Origin of the sequence: Pseudomonas sp. UBA2684 (genome assembly GCA_002354655.1) — a bacterium.
In the GTDB taxonomy this organism is placed as follows: Bacteria; Pseudomonadota; Gammaproteobacteria; order Pseudomonadales; family Pseudomonadaceae; genus Aquipseudomonas.
Genome location: DELY01000015.1, coordinates 1 through 13,932, shown reverse-complemented (window position 1 = coordinate 13,932; position 13,932 = coordinate 1). Strand labels below are relative to the sequence as shown.

The following is a 13,932-nucleotide window of genomic DNA, read 5'->3' as shown; positions in this document are numbered from 1 at the left end:
CGGTTAGCGCCGGGCTCGGTTCAAATGCACTATGGAGGCAGCGTGAAGGCATTGCAAGGCGTTGAAGGGCGCGTGGAATGGGCAGAGCAGCCCATCCCGGCCTGTGATGTAGGGGAAATTCGCATCCGTGTAGCGGCCGCAGGACTGAATCGCGCCGACCTGTTGCAGTGTGCCGGTCTCTACCCGCCACCGCCTGGCGTTAGCGAGATTCTTGGCCTGGAATGCGCCGGGGTGGTCAGTGAGGTCGGCGCGGGTTGCGACTGGAAAGTCGGTGACCGGGTCTGCGCCTTGCTGGCCGGCGGCGGGATGGCCGAAGAGGTGGTGATCGATGCCCGGCATGCCTTGCCGGTGCCGGACGGCGTGTCGTTGCACGAGGCGGCTGCGCTGCCGGAGGTGTATGCCACGGCATGGCTCAACCTGTTCCAGTTGGCTGGGTTGAAACCGGGGGAGAAGGTGCTGCTGCATGCCGGCGCCAGCGGTGTAGGCTCGGCGGCAATTCAGTTGTGCAAGGCTTTTGGCAATCCCTGCTGGGTCAGTGTCGGTTCGGCCGAGCGCCTGGCCTATTGTGAGGCCTTGGGTGCTCAGGGCGGCGTGCTGCGCGATGATGATCTGCAAGCCCTGCGCGATTTTGCACCCTTCGATGTGATTCTCGACCCGGTTGGTGGCAATTATGCCGCGCTCAATCTCGAGCTTTTGGCGCGCGATGGCCGCTGGGTGAATATCGGTCTGATGGGCGGGCGCAAAGCCGAGTTGGATCTGGCGCTGCTGTTGGGCAAGCGCATTCAACTGATCGGCTCGACCCTGCGTAGCCGCGATGAGCAGTTCAAGGCCGATCTGCTGCGCGACATGCAGCAACAGGTCTGGCCGCTGTTTGCCGAGGGCCGTCTCAAGCCGCAGCTGGAGCGCAGCTTCCCGATCAAGGATGCGCAAGCGGCCTTCGCCGCACTGGCGAGCAATCAGGTCAATGGCAAGCTGGTGCTGGTGATCGACGAGAGCTTGAGCTGATCGGTAGACGCGTTATGCACTATTCATAGGAGCGGCGGGGCGCCTAGCCCGTGCCCGCGATATTTTCAACGCAGAGTATCGCGGGTATGGCCCGCTTTTACGCTGGAATATGCGGGCATGGAGAATATTTTTTCTATCATCTAGCTGTTTGTTTTATAAAGCTTTTCGTCGGGCTCGATTGAGTCTGCATATCAAACCCATGGTTTCAATCAATAAGGACTTTAGATCGTCTCGGTCTAAGATGCGTCCTGTAAATTTCCTAACCCTCAGTTAACCCTCAAAGGAATCAGAGATGTCCCTCATCAACACTCACGTTCAACCGTTCACCGCCAATGCATTCCACAACGGCGAGTTCATCCAGGTTACCGAGCAGTCCCTGAAGGGCAAATGGTCGGTGCTGATCTTCATGCCGGCTGCCTTCACCTTCAACTGCCCGACCGAAATCGAAGACGCCGCCAACAACTACGGCGAGTTCCAGAAGGCCGGTGCCGAGGTCTACATCGTCACCACCGACACCCACTTCTCGCACAAGGTCTGGCACGAAACTTCGCCGGCCGTTGGCAAGGCTCAGTTCCCGCTGATCGGTGATCCGACCCACCAGCTGACCAACGCTTTCGGCGTGCACATCGCTGAAGAAGGTCTGGCTCTGCGTGGCACCTTCGTGATCAACCCGGAAGGCGTGATCAAGACCCTGGAAATCCACTCCAACGAAATCGCTCGCGACGTCTCCGAGACTCTGCGCAAGCTGAAAGCGGCTCAGTACACCGCTGCTAACCCAGGTCAGGTTTGCCCGGCCAAGTGGAAAGAAGGCGAAGCCACTCTGGCTCCTTCGCTGGACCTGGTTGGCAAGATCTAAAAACGGTCTGGAAACCACTGCGCGTCGCTGATGCGGCGTTGAAATCAGGCTCGGGCTGCTCATTTACAGCTCGTAAACTCCGCGCCCTCGCCTGATTTACTCGCTGGCACTCGCCCTTCGGGCCAGCCTTTGGCTGTTACTCCCGCTGGTCGTTGCGCCTTGCCTCAGCAACGCTCGCTACGTTTCCCGCTCCGTTTTACGCGCTGACAGGTCATACCCGATCTTGTAAGCGCGCCCGAACGCCCGGGCGCGATCCGTCCGGGCGTTTGTTTGTCCGAAATTCGTTAAAGGAACCCCGTCATGTTGGATGCCACGCTTAAAACCCAGTTGAAGGCTTACCTCGAGAAGGTCACCCAGCCGTTCGAGATCGTCGCTTCCCTCGATGACGGCGAAAAATCCAAGGAACTGCTCGGACTGCTGCAAGACATCGTCGGCTTGACCGACAAGATCACTCTGAAGACCGACGGCAACGACGCCCGCCGTCCGTCTTTCTCCCTGGTTCGTCCAGGCGCGGATATCGGCCTGACCTTCGCCGGCATCCCCATGGGCCATGAGTTCACCTCGCTGGTGCTGGCCCTGCTGCAAGTCGGTGGCCACCCGTCCAAGCTTGACGTGGAGACCATCGAGCAGATCAAGGCCATTGAAGGCACCTTCGAGTTCGAGACGTACTTCTCGCTGTCCTGCCAGAACTGCCCGGACGTGGTCCAGGCGCTGAACCTGATGGCCGTGCTCAACCCCAATATCCGCAACGTGTCGATCGACGGCGCGCTGTTCCAGGAAGAAGTCGAGCGCCGCCAGATCATGGCCGTGCCGAGCATCTACCTGAACGGTGAAGTGTTCGCCTCGGGGCGTATGGAAGTGAAGGAAATCCTCGCCAAGATCGACACCGGCGCCGCCAGCCGTGATGCCGAAAAGCTCAATGGCAAAGAAGCGTTCGACGTACTGGTGGTCGGTGGTGGCCCAGCCGGCGCGGCAGCGGCTATCTATGCCGCGCGCAAAGGCATTCGCACTGGTGTCGCTGCCGAACGCTTCGGCGGTCAGGTGCTCGACACCATGGCCATCGAGAACTTCATCTCCGTGCAGGAGACCGAAGGACCGAAGCTGGCGCGCGCCCTGGAAGAGCACGTTAAGCAATACGATGTCGACATCATGAACCTGCAACGCGCCAGCGCGATTATTCCGGCCAAGGAAGCGGGCGGTCTGCATGAGGTCAAATTCGACAGCGGTGCTTCGCTGAAAGCTAAAACGCTGATTCTTGCCACCGGCGCCCGCTGGAGAGAGATGAATGTGCCGGGCGAGCAGCAATATCGCGGCAAAGGTGTGGCCTACTGCCCGCACTGCGACGGTCCGCTGTTCAAGGGCAAGCGCGTGGCGGTGATCGGCGGCGGCAACTCCGGCGTGGAAGCGGCCATCGACCTGGCTGGTATCGTCGCCCATGTCACCCTGATCGAGTTCGACAGCCAGTTGCGTGCCGACGCCGTGCTGCAGAAAAAGCTGCACAGTCTGGCGAACGTCAAGGTGATCACCAGCGCCCTGACCACCGAAGTCAAAGGCGATGGGCAGAAGGTCAATGGCCTGGTGTACAAGGACCGCAACAGCGACGAACTGCACACCGTTGAGCTGGAAGGCATCTTCGTGCAGATCGGTTTGCTGCCGAACAGCGACTGGCTGAAAGGCACCATCGAGCTGTCGCCGCGTGGCGAAATCATCGTCGATGCCAAAGGCGGCACCAATGTCCCCGGCATCTTTGCCGCTGGCGACGTGACCACGGTGCCTTACAAGCAGATCGTCATCGCCGTGGGCGAGGGCGCCAAGGCTTCGTTGAGCGCCTTCGATCATCTGATCCGCAGCAACTGATGCACTAAGCGCTCTGCGCGTGAGCCAAGCGGACAACCTTCCCGGGTTGTCCGCTTTTTTATTGCCTGGTTTTTTGCCCGAGTGGTTCGTTATGAGGTGTTGCTGATTTTTATTATGGTCGACATATAATATTTATATTATGTGTGTAATATGATTTGGCGCACTATACCAACAGACACGTTCAACCCACCGTACATCCCAGGAGACACCGCATGAGCACGCAAAACATTAAAGGCACCGCGCTGATCACTGGCGCTTCATCCGGCATCGGTGCCACCTACGCCGAGCGCCTGGCCCGTCGCGGTTATGACCTGCTGCTGGTGGCGCGCGATCTGGCCCGTCTCGACGCCCTGGCTGCACGCCTGACTCGGGAGTATGCAGTGAAGGTCGAGACGCTGAAGGCCGACCTGACCGACAAGGCCGATCTGCACGCCGTCGAACAGCGCCTGCGCAGCGACCGGGCGATCAGTCTGCTGGTCAACAATGCCGGCATGGCGATGAACGGCAAGCTGGCCGAGGCGGATCTGGATACCGTCGATCGCCTGATCCTGCTCAACATCGTTTCGCTGAGCCACCTGTCTGCTGCTGCCGCTGCCAATTTCGCGACGGCGGGGCGTGGCGCGATCATCAACATCGCCTCGGTGGTGGCCCTGGCGCCGGAGATGTTCAACGCCGTGTACAGCGCCAGCAAAGCCTATGTGCTGAGCCTGAGCCAGACCGTGCAAGGCGAAGTCGGCGCCCTTGGCGTGCAGGTGCAAGCGGTACTGCCGGGCATCACCCGCACCGAGATCTGGGAGCGCAGCGGCATGGACGAGTCGGCGTTGCCGCCGAGCATGATCATGGAGGTCGGCGAAATGGTCGACGCCGCGCTGGCGGGTTTCGATCAGGGCGAACTGGTCACTATCCCCTCGCTGCCTGAGGCGGCCGACTGGCAGGCGCTCGTCGACGCTCGCGGCAAGCTCGGGCCGAACCTGTCGCACAGCCGTGCGGCGGCGCGTTACAAATAAGCGAATGTGTTGGCAGAACGCCCTGGTCGGAAACGCCCAGGGCGTTTTTTGTGGGGTTACCTTGGCCGCGACAACGCTCGCGGCTAAAGCCCCCTCTCACAAGGCGCTGGTGGGACGATGATCGTGTGACGCAGATCAGTCTGCGCTGGTTTGCTCGATCAGCAGGCGCCGGGTGGTTTGCAGCAGGCGGTCGGCCAGGTCGGGGTCGCTGACACTCCGCGAGAGCAGCAGGGCGCCGACCATGGCGCTGAGCACCAGCACGCTCTGTTCGGCGGCATCCGGGCCGGGCAGGCCGGCTTCGAGCATGGCCAGGCGGTTATTGATCACCTCGTCGGTGATCGGACTGGCTTCGCCGCGCTGACCCAGTTCGGCGCAGATGGTTGGCAACGGGCAGCCTTCCTCCGGGCTGGCGCGGTGCGCCGAAGACAGGTAGCGGCGGATCAGTTCGGCCAACGGCGCTTCGCCAGCGGCGATCTCGGCGGTGGCTGCATCCAGTTGCTGGGCGCTATGGCGCAGCGCGGTTTCCACCAGTTCGCCCTTGGATTTGAAGTGTGCGTAGAAACCGCCATGGGTCAGACCCAGGGTTTTCATCAAGGGTTGCAGGCCGGTGGCACCCACCCCGTCGCGGCGGAACAGGCGCGACGCTTCCTCAATGATGCGCTGGTGGGTCTGGGCTTTGTGGTCTTCCGAATAACGCATGGCGCTTCAATTCCCGTGGGGTTTTAGATGCCGTTCGTCATCTTACACGGATGGAACCATCCCTGGCGGCGGCAGAGTTCAGTCGTGCATGCTGAGAATCAGGCAGGTGGTCGAGCCGACGGCATACAGGCGGTCGTCGATGTCGTAGATGCGTCCCTCGGCCAGCGCAGTGCTGCGGCCGACATGCACGATGCGGCCTTCGGCGCGGATCGGCCCGACCGTGCTGCTCAGCGCCCGCACATAGCTGATGCGCAGGTCGGTGGTGGTGTAGCCCTGGCCACGCTGGAGTTGGGTGTGGATGGCGCAGCCCATGCACGAGTCGAGCAGAGTCGCCGCGTAGCCGCCATGGATGCTGCCCAGCGGGTTGTAGTGGCGCGCATCGGGGGTGCCCTGGAACACGAAGCGACCGGCTTCCCATTCCAGCGGGATAAAGTCGAGCAAATGGCCGAAGGGCGGGCTGGGCAGCTCGCCATTGCCGATGCCGTCGAAGAACGCCTGCGGTTGCAGTTCGCTGACCTGGGCCAGGCTCATGGTGCCGGGGGCGGCCAGCTTGGCGCGCATGGCTTGTTCCGCAGCCAGCCAGGTGGCCAGTTTTTCGTCGCGTGATGGGCTGTGCATGGGGTGCCTCCTGGGTGCGAGTGATGGACCAGTCATTTGAATTATAGACATCATTTGATCACTTATATTATGGTTGAAATATAAATACGTGGACAACGTCCTCGTCGGCCTGAACCTGGAGGAGGCGCATCATGCATCGCTATCCATTGCCCTCGCGGGCCCTGCTGCTGATCCTCGTCGCCCTCACGGCGCTGGGGGAGATCTCGACCCAGTTGATCATCCCCAGCCTGGGCGCCATCGAACGGGTGATGGGCGCGCAGTCGGGCACTAGCGTGCTGGCGTTGTCTGCCTTCGTTGCGGCGTTTGGCGGCGGGCAGTTGCTGCTCGGGCCGCTGTCCGACCGCATCGGCCGGCGCCCGGTGCTGATTGCCGGCCTGCTGGTCTACCTGCTGGCCACGTTATGGATGCTCACGGCCAGCAGCATGAGCGAGTTCATCGGCGCGCGGGTGTTGCAGGGCCTCGGTGCCTGCGCGGCGCTGGTGCTGGCGCGCGCCATCGTGCGTGACGTGTGGCAGGCCCAGGCGGCACCGGCCCTGGCCCTGACGGTGATCGGCATGCTCTGTGCGATTGTCGTGTCGCCGATGATCGGCGGCCTGCTGACTGTCTTTTTCGGCTGGCAGGCACCGATCCTGCTGGCCTTGCTGGTTGGCAGCGCTGCCGTGCTCGCGGTGCTGGCGTTGTACCGCGAGAGCAATCGCAGCCTCGACCCGCAGGCCGGCAAACTGCGCAGCCTGGTCGGCAACTACGCCGATCTGCTGCGCGCACGGCCATTCAAGATGTTCGCCCTGACCCTGGCCGGCACCTATGGCGCGATGTTCGCGGTGATCGCCGGTTCGTCGGCCACCTATATCGGCCTGCTCAAGCTGAGTTCCGCCGAGTACGGCATAACCTTCGGCGCCATCGTTTCCGGGCTGATCGCCGGTGCTGTGTTCACCCAGCGCACGATCATGCGCCTGGGACCGCAGCGGATCGTCGGCATCGGTGTGGCCCTGGTTTTTACCGGCGCGCTCGCCACTGTGGCGATTTACTTGGCGTTCGGCCTCTCCGTGCTCGGCTTGTCGCTGCCGCAAGTGCTGGTGACCCTGGGCGGCGGCATGCTGCTGCCGGCCGCCGTAGCTGGCGCGGTGATGCCCAATGCCCAGCGTGCCGGCCTGGCGGCAGGGTTTATGGGCTTTGCGCAGATGGCCGGAGCGACCTGTAGCGGTGTGTTGCTCAGCCTTCTGCAAGATGGCACGGCGTGGCCTATGGTCATTCTGCATGGCCTGTTCGCCGCTGCCGCGTTCAGCGCCTTCTACCTGCTGCGTCCGCGCCCCGTACTGGCGGCGCTGGCCCCGCAGAAACTTCCTTCTTGAAAGCACTGGAGCGTTGCCATGAGCAGCTATGACGTTGTAATCATCGGTGGTGGCCCTGGCGGCTACAACGCCGCCATCCGTGCCGGTCAACTGGGCTTGAAAGTGGCCTGCATCGAGGGCCGGGAAACCCTCGGCGGCACCTGCCTGAATGTCGGCTGCATGCCTTCGAAGGCGCTGCTGCATGCCTCGGAGCTGTATCAGGCGGCGACCAGCGGTGAGCTCAACAACCTCGGTATCGAGGTCACGCCGACGCTCAACCTGGCGCAGATGATGAAGCAGAAGGATGAGAGCGTTACGGCCCTGACCAAGGGCATCGAGTTTTTGTTTCGCAAGAATAAAGTCGAATGGATCAAGGGCTGGGGCCGTCTGAATGGCGTGGGCAAGGTCAGCGTGAGTCATGCCGACGGCAGCCAGACGCAGTTGCAGGCCAAGGACATCGTCATCGCCAGCGGCTCCGAGCCGACGCCGCTGCTTGGGGTGAGCATCGACAACCAGCGCATTCTCGACTCCACCGGCGCGCTGTCCTTGCCTGAGGTGCCCAAGCATCTGGTGGTGATCGGCGCCGGAGTGATCGGTCTGGAGTTGGGCTCGGTGTGGCGCCGCCTCGGCAGCCAAGTGACGGTGGTGGAGTACCTGGATCGCATCTGCCCGGGCCTCGACGACGAAACCGCCAAGACCCTGCAACGCACCCTGGCCAAGCAGGGCATGCGCTTCAAGCTGGCGACCAAGGTCACTGCGGCCAGCGCCGACGCCAAGGGCGTTACGCTTAGCCTGCAGCCCGCCGCCGGCGGCGCGGCCGAGCAATTGCAGGCCGATTACGTGCTGGTTGCCATCGGCCGCCGCGCCTATACCGCAGGCCTCGGCCTGGAAACCGTCGGCATCACCGCGGACCAGCGCGGCATGCTGGAAAACCAGCAGCACCGCAGCGGCGTACCGGGCATCTGGATTATCGGTGACGTGACCTCCGGGCCGATGCTCGCGCACAAGGCCGAAGACGAAGCCATCGCCTGCATCGAACGCATCGCCGGGCATGCCGCCGAGGTCAACTACGGGGCGATTCCCAGCGTCATCTACACCAAGCCGGAAGTGGCGAGCGTCGGCAAAACCGAAGAGCAGCTAAAAGCCGAGGGCCGCGCCTATAAAGTGGGCAAGTTTCCCTTCACTGCCAACAGCCGGGCGAAGATCAACCACGAGGCCGAAGGCTTCGTCAAAGTGCTGGCCGATGAGCGCAGCGACCAGATACTCGGCGTGCACATCATTGGCCCCAGCGCCGGCGAACTGATCGGCGAATACTGCGTGGCTCTGGAGTTCAGCGCTTCGGCCGAAGACATCGCGCTGATCTGCCACCCGCACCCAACGCGTTCCGAAGCCCTGCGTCAGGCGGCGATGAATGTGCATGGCTGGGCGATGCAGGCGTAAGGCGTTGGCGGTCTATCCGGGCGTGGGATCGATGAGGGCGCTTCAGTCGTCTCGGGTCAGCACTTCGAGCAACTCGATCTCGAAGAGCAGGTTCGAGTTTGCTTTGATGTGCTCGCCGATCTGCCTGTCGCCGTAGGCGAGGTGGGCGGGTACGAAGAGCTTGCGCTTGCCGCCGACTTTCATGCCCATCAGGCCTTGATCCCAGCTTTTTTGTTTGTGACAACAATATGTAGGCCCCCAATGAAAAAGCCCGCTCATTGGCGGGCCTTAGGTCATCAACGCACAGGTCAGAGTTTGGTTAGTGCCTGATCGATGTTTTCCATCTCAGCCTTAACCGCATCGATCTTCTGTTGCAGACCAGCAACCTCCTTTTCCAACTGAGCCTTGCGAGCATTCAGCTTGCCCTTGGCCTCTGCCAAAACCTGTGAAATCGATTGCTGCTTTTCAGCTGGGGCGTTGCTGGTTCCAGACTTCCCCAGCCAACTTACGAAGGTTGCCCGTGCTGGTTGCTTGAGTTCCGGCCATGCTTTTTTGTACTCATTGAGGAAGCCGGCAATGTTCTCTTTGCCATAAACCTTGTACTGATCTAGCACATGCTCCATCTCTTCCAACGACCATTCGCGACTAGCCATGCTGCACACCTCGTAAGATTTGGTTGAGCGATGATCGTACATCTTACACATCAGCGAGGCAAAATCTATTTCATTCAAGTGATAGATTTATGTGTCACACTGCTTGACAAAATCAAGATCATCTCTTACAATAGTAGAGACTAGAGAAGACTTTATTCTCTCGTCAGGTAGGGCGGTTTTTCTCTTGGGCCGCAGCTTCAACCCCGCTGATGGGTTTCTACCGAATCAGAAGGTGCGTCCTGCACCCCGGCGCTTAACGCCTGCTAGCTTGGCCGTGGGCTGGTAACCACCGACTAGGCTGAACCTCCGTAAGGTCTTCTATCGACATTGCTACTTACTGTGGTTTTGCGTTTGATCGTCCGCAGCAAAAGACGATCACTAATTCCTCCGTGTACGGAAACCACCATTCAATAAATTTGTGGCGAATGGGTTGTGGTGGTTTCCTGCTTTATTAAGGCCCTGTCGGGCCTTTCTTTTACCTGCTGGCTCTTCCGTGACGTTCCGTCACTCCAAGTCACGTAACACCAAACCAAAATCTTATTACACCTTACTTAAAGGAGGCTGTGCCATGCCTACACCTGATACATCGCTAGATCACCTACTTGATTTCACCACGCACAAACTGAAGCTTAATCACGCTAAGGAGTGCCCGGTTTGCGGCGCTCGATTTAGTTTCGTCTACCGCAACAAATACACATGCTCGGCCTCGTGTCGTCAAACGCTTTGCCGCTACAGGAAGAAGTTGAGAGCCGAACTACAACAAACACCAACAAACACACAGGAGAAAACTAAATGAGCGCCCACAAGATAACGCACAACTATGTACAAGCTGACCTCGACCTACTGATTAGTCAAGCCGTTCACAGATACCAGAACGCGGACACTTTCGGGAATGTAGTCGGGGCTGTAGAAAGCCTATTTGCAGATTACCCGAGCCAGTTCCTAGATGCTTACACAGCCAAACTTGCAGAAGGTTATACACGCCACGGAAAGTTGCCTGTTGAGTTTCTACAACGCAACGGGACGCAGTTCTATAGATGTTACCTTGTCAAACCGCAACATATCCAAGATGCGGATATTGCTGTGATCACCGAACAAGTGACAGCAGCGTACAAAGCAGAACTGAAAGCCCGTTATGACACCCACTTACAACTACTTGTAGAAGAGTCGGTTGCAATGGCCGAACGTGCTGAAGCGAAAAAGGCCGCTGAAGCACGGACCAAGTTAGTAGAAGCTGCTACTGCTGCAGCCAAAAAAGCACTTGGTGAGTTTGTATGAGCAGGCAGCACGCTAACAAAGAGTACATGTTTATCACTCGCCCAGGAATTCTAAGTTGGCATGCCCGCCAAGAGCATGACGACACCTTGAGCGAGTGTAAAAACTGTGGCGAGCTGACGAAAGGACAAGTTCCATTTTGCTCGCTATTTTGCCGTGTCGAGCACCAGCAAAAAGCGGCGTAACTGCCGCTCTATCAGAGGACACAACAATGAAATCCATAATTTGCACATGCCGCCAATGCCACAAGCAGATTGTTGTACATCGCCCTCAAGCATTCTGCTGTGGCCAGTGCCGCAGAAAATACAACTCAATTCATGATCCAGAAGGAATGATATATGCAAGACCTAACCCAGAAAACCAAACTGTGTAAGCAATGCCTTTCCCCGTTCGCGTATAAAAGCAAGAAAGCTGAATATTGCTCTGAAGCCCACAAGAAGGCGTGGCAGCGTGCTCGCTCCAATAGACTCGACAAGCAACGAAAGTACAGATTTAGTACCAGCGCATTTGTCTTTTATCTTGCTGACTCCTGCCGCAGAAGTGGAACAGTGCAGGTGCTGCCAAAGACTCTCAGTGAACTAGAAAAACTCCACAAGCTTTATAAATACTCACTCGCAAGTAATGAATATGGCGAATACGACCAGTTCAATCTATGCCACATTTTTCCCACAAAAAATACTTTCTATGTAGGCACCATGTATGCCGAAAATCTATGCGTGAGTTACCGCGACTTAAATTCCAAGCATAGCAATTCATTCGTACAGGGTGCTGGCCACAAAATAAGCCGATTAGATTTATCTGCAAAGTGGTGGGTAGATGCTGAAGCCTCGAAAAGCTCTGTAGTTGCCAAGATCATTGAATACCTTGGGGAAGACTTTACAGCAACAATCGCCGTTAAGCTCAAGTTGCAACCCGCCAAGCGTCAAGCCTCTCTCGATTGGTTATTGCAGTGTGGTGATGCGCGTGTGCCAGCACGAGCCGTACTAGATGATATGTCCACCGCCGCACTTTCAAAGTTGAAGTCTGAAATCAGCGGGAAGAGTAGCGGATACTTGCCATCCAGCGGCATCAATTCAAATGAAGTATTTCTATCTGAACTAAAGCGACTGTCGCAACACCGCCCAGAGCTTCAGCAAATAATCGAACCTTGGTTAGAGGTTATGCCGCTAATCTTGGGGGACATCCTAGCCCTAGATTGGTCACGTCCAAAGTTTGGTGGTTCTGAATCTGCATACAGGGAAGCACTCGCCCCACTGGCACCGCTACGCCAAGCACAGTTTGATTTGTTGCATGGTGGTCGTGTCGAAGACTTCTTAGTTGTTTTGAATACGTATTCAACAACACCCGCCACCTCTGAAAGCCTAGTGCTGCCTATTGCTCCTGAAAGTGTCCCGATTCTTGAAGAGGAAAACTTGCTTCTTCAGTGTAATTTCACCAGGAGCGAGAAAAAGCAACTGTCCCCAGTTATCCACCATGCGGAACGCATACCACATTGGCTAGATGATATTGAACAGGATGTAGAAGATGATGTTGAACACATCTTGTTCACTGTTAAGTCTACCCAGCCAGAAGTTGAACCGGCTGTAAATGTACTAACACGCTTCTTGGCTTCCCAACCTAAAAATCAAACATACTCACGGAGAACGATATGACAACTCAAACCGCAGACTACACACGTCTTTTGCTGTTGCAACGCCACGGCTCTGACGCCATGCAACAGGCAGCTACAACAGCCCTACAGGCCCTTGCAGTCAGGCCCCAAGCATCGAATGAAGCCACCCACAAGACAAGCGTGAGCAAGGCCACTACAGAGGCCAAGGGCCTCCCCTTGCCACATGGCAGTACATACGAAACCCTTGCTCAACTAGTTGCTGATGTTACATCGCGGTGTCGAGAAGCAAAATTTGGCAGTGCAATGATTTCCAAACTAATCGTGCACGTAAGTCAGCAATACCACGGAGCTGTAGCATGAGCAGTACACAGACAATAGAAGAAGTGCTTCAAGCACACGATGCATGGCTAATGGCGCACTATGCGGCCCACCCGCCAATCAGGCTGGCTGACCCCGTAGGGTACGAAGGCGAACCAACATACGTTGATCAAGTCTTTGCTGGAGCTGCCCACATCCGTGGAATCTGGGCACCAGTAGTGAAGAGAGGCCCTGGCCGTCCACGTAAGGATGCCAAGCCTCAATAGTCCCGAGAGAAACCCTTGAAGAATTGGTTAAAAAATAGCCAGCCCTCCAAGGGTTTTCTTGTTTTACAAGACACTCCAGTGTCGCAGTGCCCAGCATTTCCGCAGGGGATGCAGCTTGTCTGCCAAACTAAACAGATTCTCCCGCGCTCTTTTTCATTCCAGCCGCACCAATACCTCACTTACGAGGTATTACGCCCCGATAGCTGTCGGCTATGGCAAAAGGTCAGTTTTCCAAGTGTGGTAAAATAATGCTTGCCAAAAATGCTAGGATATGCATGTACGGCAACCACACCCTTACCCCACCCAGCAAGGAAATACCCCTGATGCCCTTAGATTTATTGCAAGCAGAACAACTGGCTTTCCTTAAGAAGGTCTCCAGCGACAGCCCAGGGCAGATAGACGGCCCAGATGGCATTCAGTCCCGAGCGCTTGAGTCGCTGTACAAGCAGCGGCTTATAACTGGCGTCGACGGCTCAGAAGGGAGCGAATTCAGCGTACTTGAACCGGCTCTCACGCAAGCGGGCTACAACTATATGGAGGTGCTGGAGCAGCGAAGCGCTTAAGCCTTCACCTTGCGTAAGGTTCCAGAGCAGGGAGGTGCTTGCGCCTCCCGATGTTTCAATCGAGCCACCAATGCGCGTGTAACATAGCTTAAACGTTCGTTGTAGAAATGAAACACTGCTGATAAACTGCACTCATACAAGACGAGGTGCAGCAAATGAACGTAGTCGCCTATTACCGAGTGAGCACATCAGCCCAAGGGGATTCTGGCCTAGGTCTGGAAGCTCAGCGTGAGTACGTCACTACGACAGCCAAGGCCCAAGGCTGGAACATCATTGCTGAGTACACCGATATTAATGTCAGCGGCTCCGTGCATCCCCTGGAGCGCCCCGAAGGCTCCAAAGCCTTCTCCCACGGTTTGCCTGTAGTAGTGGCTAAGCTGGATCGTCTCAGTCGTGATGTTGAACACATCGCAGGACTAATCAAGCGTGCTGACTGCGGATTCCACGCCATTC

General features: G+C 57.7%; 13 protein-coding genes and 1 pseudogene. 10 read left to right on the top strand and 4 right to left on the bottom strand.

Annotation, left to right across the window (positions count from 1 at the left end; translation table 11 throughout):
- Nucleotides 1-42: 42 nt before the first annotated feature.
- From B3M58_RS06600 to B3M58_RS06585, 4 genes are all read left to right on the top strand, one after another.
- Entirely contained in the window at nucleotides 43-1,005 is a 963-nt protein-coding gene (locus tag B3M58_RS06600) for an NAD(P)H-quinone oxidoreductase (RefSeq protein WP_296217779.1), read from the top strand.
- A 292-nt stretch (nucleotides 1,006-1,297) separates the two neighbouring features.
- Nucleotides 1,298-1,861 (top strand): alkyl hydroperoxide reductase subunit C, encoded by a 564-nt coding sequence (gene ahpC / locus B3M58_RS06595; RefSeq protein WP_296217778.1) that lies wholly within the window; start codon nucleotides 1,298-1,300, stop codon nucleotides 1,859-1,861.
- A gap of 300 nt (nucleotides 1,862-2,161) precedes the next feature.
- Nucleotides 2,162-3,718, top strand: a complete 1,557-nt coding sequence (gene ahpF / locus B3M58_RS06590) for an alkyl hydroperoxide reductase subunit F (protein ID WP_296217777.1) — start codon at nucleotides 2,162-2,164, stop codon at nucleotides 3,716-3,718.
- A 212-nt stretch (nucleotides 3,719-3,930) separates the two neighbouring features.
- The gene (locus B3M58_RS06585; protein ID WP_296217776.1) at nucleotides 3,931-4,725 is read left to right on the top strand and encodes an SDR family NAD(P)-dependent oxidoreductase; all 795 of its coding nucleotides are present in this window, start codon (nucleotides 3,931-3,933) and stop codon (nucleotides 4,723-4,725) included.
- A gap of 135 nt (nucleotides 4,726-4,860) precedes the next feature.
- Here the strand turns inward: B3M58_RS06585 and B3M58_RS06580 are convergent, their stop codons facing one another.
- Nucleotides 4,861-5,424: a TetR/AcrR family transcriptional regulator gene (locus tag B3M58_RS06580; protein WP_296217775.1), complete on the bottom strand. Its 564-nt coding sequence runs from the start codon at nucleotides 5,422-5,424 to the stop codon at nucleotides 4,861-4,863.
- A gap of 78 nt (nucleotides 5,425-5,502) precedes the next feature.
- Nucleotides 5,503-6,042: a PaaI family thioesterase gene (locus B3M58_RS06575; RefSeq protein ID WP_296217774.1), complete on the bottom strand. Its 540-nt coding sequence runs from the start codon at nucleotides 6,040-6,042 to the stop codon at nucleotides 5,503-5,505.
- Between the two features lie 131 nt (nucleotides 6,043-6,173).
- Here B3M58_RS06575 and B3M58_RS06570 point away from each other — a divergent pair, with 131 nt between their 5' ends.
- Both B3M58_RS06570 and lpdA read left to right on the top strand, forming a co-directional pair.
- Nucleotides 6,174-7,394 carry an MFS transporter gene (locus tag B3M58_RS06570; RefSeq protein WP_296217773.1) on the top strand — a complete coding sequence of 407 codons (1,221 nt, stop codon included), beginning with the start codon at nucleotides 6,174-6,176 and terminating at the stop codon, nucleotides 7,392-7,394.
- 18 nt (nucleotides 7,395-7,412) lie between these two features.
- On the top strand, nucleotides 7,413-8,813 hold the full coding sequence (lpdA, locus tag B3M58_RS06565; RefSeq protein ID WP_296217772.1) for a dihydrolipoyl dehydrogenase: 1,401 nt from the start codon (nucleotides 7,413-7,415) through the stop codon (nucleotides 8,811-8,813).
- A gap of 42 nt (nucleotides 8,814-8,855) precedes the next feature.
- On the opposite strand, the pseudogene B3M58_RS06560 reads toward lpdA, so the two are convergent.
- Both B3M58_RS06560 and B3M58_RS06555 read right to left on the bottom strand, forming a co-directional pair.
- A pseudogene (locus tag B3M58_RS06560) lies at nucleotides 8,856-9,023 on the bottom strand (FKBP-type peptidyl-prolyl cis-trans isomerase); the annotation flags it as partial.
- Nucleotides 9,024-9,100: 77 nt separating this feature from the next.
- On the bottom strand, nucleotides 9,101-9,445 hold the full coding sequence (locus tag B3M58_RS06555) for a hypothetical protein (protein ID WP_296217771.1): 345 nt from the start codon (nucleotides 9,443-9,445) through the stop codon (nucleotides 9,101-9,103).
- Between the two features lie 792 nt (nucleotides 9,446-10,237).
- On the opposite strand from B3M58_RS06555, the gene B3M58_RS06550 reads away from it, so the two are divergent.
- The 4 genes from B3M58_RS06550 to B3M58_RS06535 form a co-directional block, all read left to right on the top strand.
- Nucleotides 10,238-10,723 carry a hypothetical protein gene (locus B3M58_RS06550; RefSeq protein ID WP_296217770.1) on the top strand — a complete coding sequence of 162 codons (486 nt, stop codon included), beginning with the start codon at nucleotides 10,238-10,240 and terminating at the stop codon, nucleotides 10,721-10,723.
- A 335-nt stretch (nucleotides 10,724-11,058) separates the two neighbouring features.
- Entirely contained in the window at nucleotides 11,059-12,372 is a 1,314-nt protein-coding gene (locus B3M58_RS06545; RefSeq protein ID WP_296217769.1) for a hypothetical protein, read from the top strand.
- A gap of 819 nt (nucleotides 12,373-13,191) precedes the next feature.
- The gene (locus B3M58_RS06540; RefSeq protein WP_296217768.1) at nucleotides 13,192-13,479 is read left to right on the top strand and encodes a hypothetical protein; all 288 of its coding nucleotides are present in this window, start codon (nucleotides 13,192-13,194) and stop codon (nucleotides 13,477-13,479) included.
- Between the two features lie 155 nt (nucleotides 13,480-13,634).
- The coding region (locus tag B3M58_RS06535) for a recombinase family protein (protein WP_296217767.1) at nucleotides 13,635-13,932 on the top strand (298 nt) is incomplete at its 3' end.

What these genes read in the sequence shown, in the direction of transcription:
- B3M58_RS06570 (WP_296217773.1), top strand. Translation starts at nt 6,174, where the DNA reads ATGCATCGCTATCCATTGCCCTCGCGGGCCCTGCTGCTGATCCTCGTC.
- ahpF (WP_296217777.1), top strand. Translation starts at nt 2,162, where the DNA reads ATGTTGGATGCCACGCTTAAAACCCAGTTGAAGGCTTACCTCGAGAAG.
- B3M58_RS06555 (WP_296217771.1), bottom strand. Translation starts at nt 9,445, where the DNA reads ATGGCTAGTCGCGAATGGTCGTTGGAAGAGATGGAGCATGTGCTAGAT.
- ahpC (WP_296217778.1), top strand. Translation starts at nt 1,298, where the DNA reads ATGTCCCTCATCAACACTCACGTTCAACCGTTCACCGCCAATGCATTC.
- B3M58_RS06550 (WP_296217770.1), top strand. Translation starts at nt 10,238, where the DNA reads ATGAGCGCCCACAAGATAACGCACAACTATGTACAAGCTGACCTCGAC.
- B3M58_RS06545 (WP_296217769.1), top strand. Translation starts at nt 11,059, where the DNA reads ATGCAAGACCTAACCCAGAAAACCAAACTGTGTAAGCAATGCCTTTCC.
- B3M58_RS06580 (WP_296217775.1), bottom strand. Translation starts at nt 5,424, where the DNA reads ATGCGTTATTCGGAAGACCACAAAGCCCAGACCCACCAGCGCATCATT.
- B3M58_RS06585 (WP_296217776.1), top strand. Translation starts at nt 3,931, where the DNA reads ATGAGCACGCAAAACATTAAAGGCACCGCGCTGATCACTGGCGCTTCA.
- lpdA (WP_296217772.1), top strand. Translation starts at nt 7,413, where the DNA reads ATGAGCAGCTATGACGTTGTAATCATCGGTGGTGGCCCTGGCGGCTAC.
- B3M58_RS06540 (WP_296217768.1), top strand. Translation starts at nt 13,192, where the DNA reads ATGTACGGCAACCACACCCTTACCCCACCCAGCAAGGAAATACCCCTG.
- B3M58_RS06575 (WP_296217774.1), bottom strand. Translation starts at nt 6,042, where the DNA reads ATGCACAGCCCATCACGCGACGAAAAACTGGCCACCTGGCTGGCTGCG.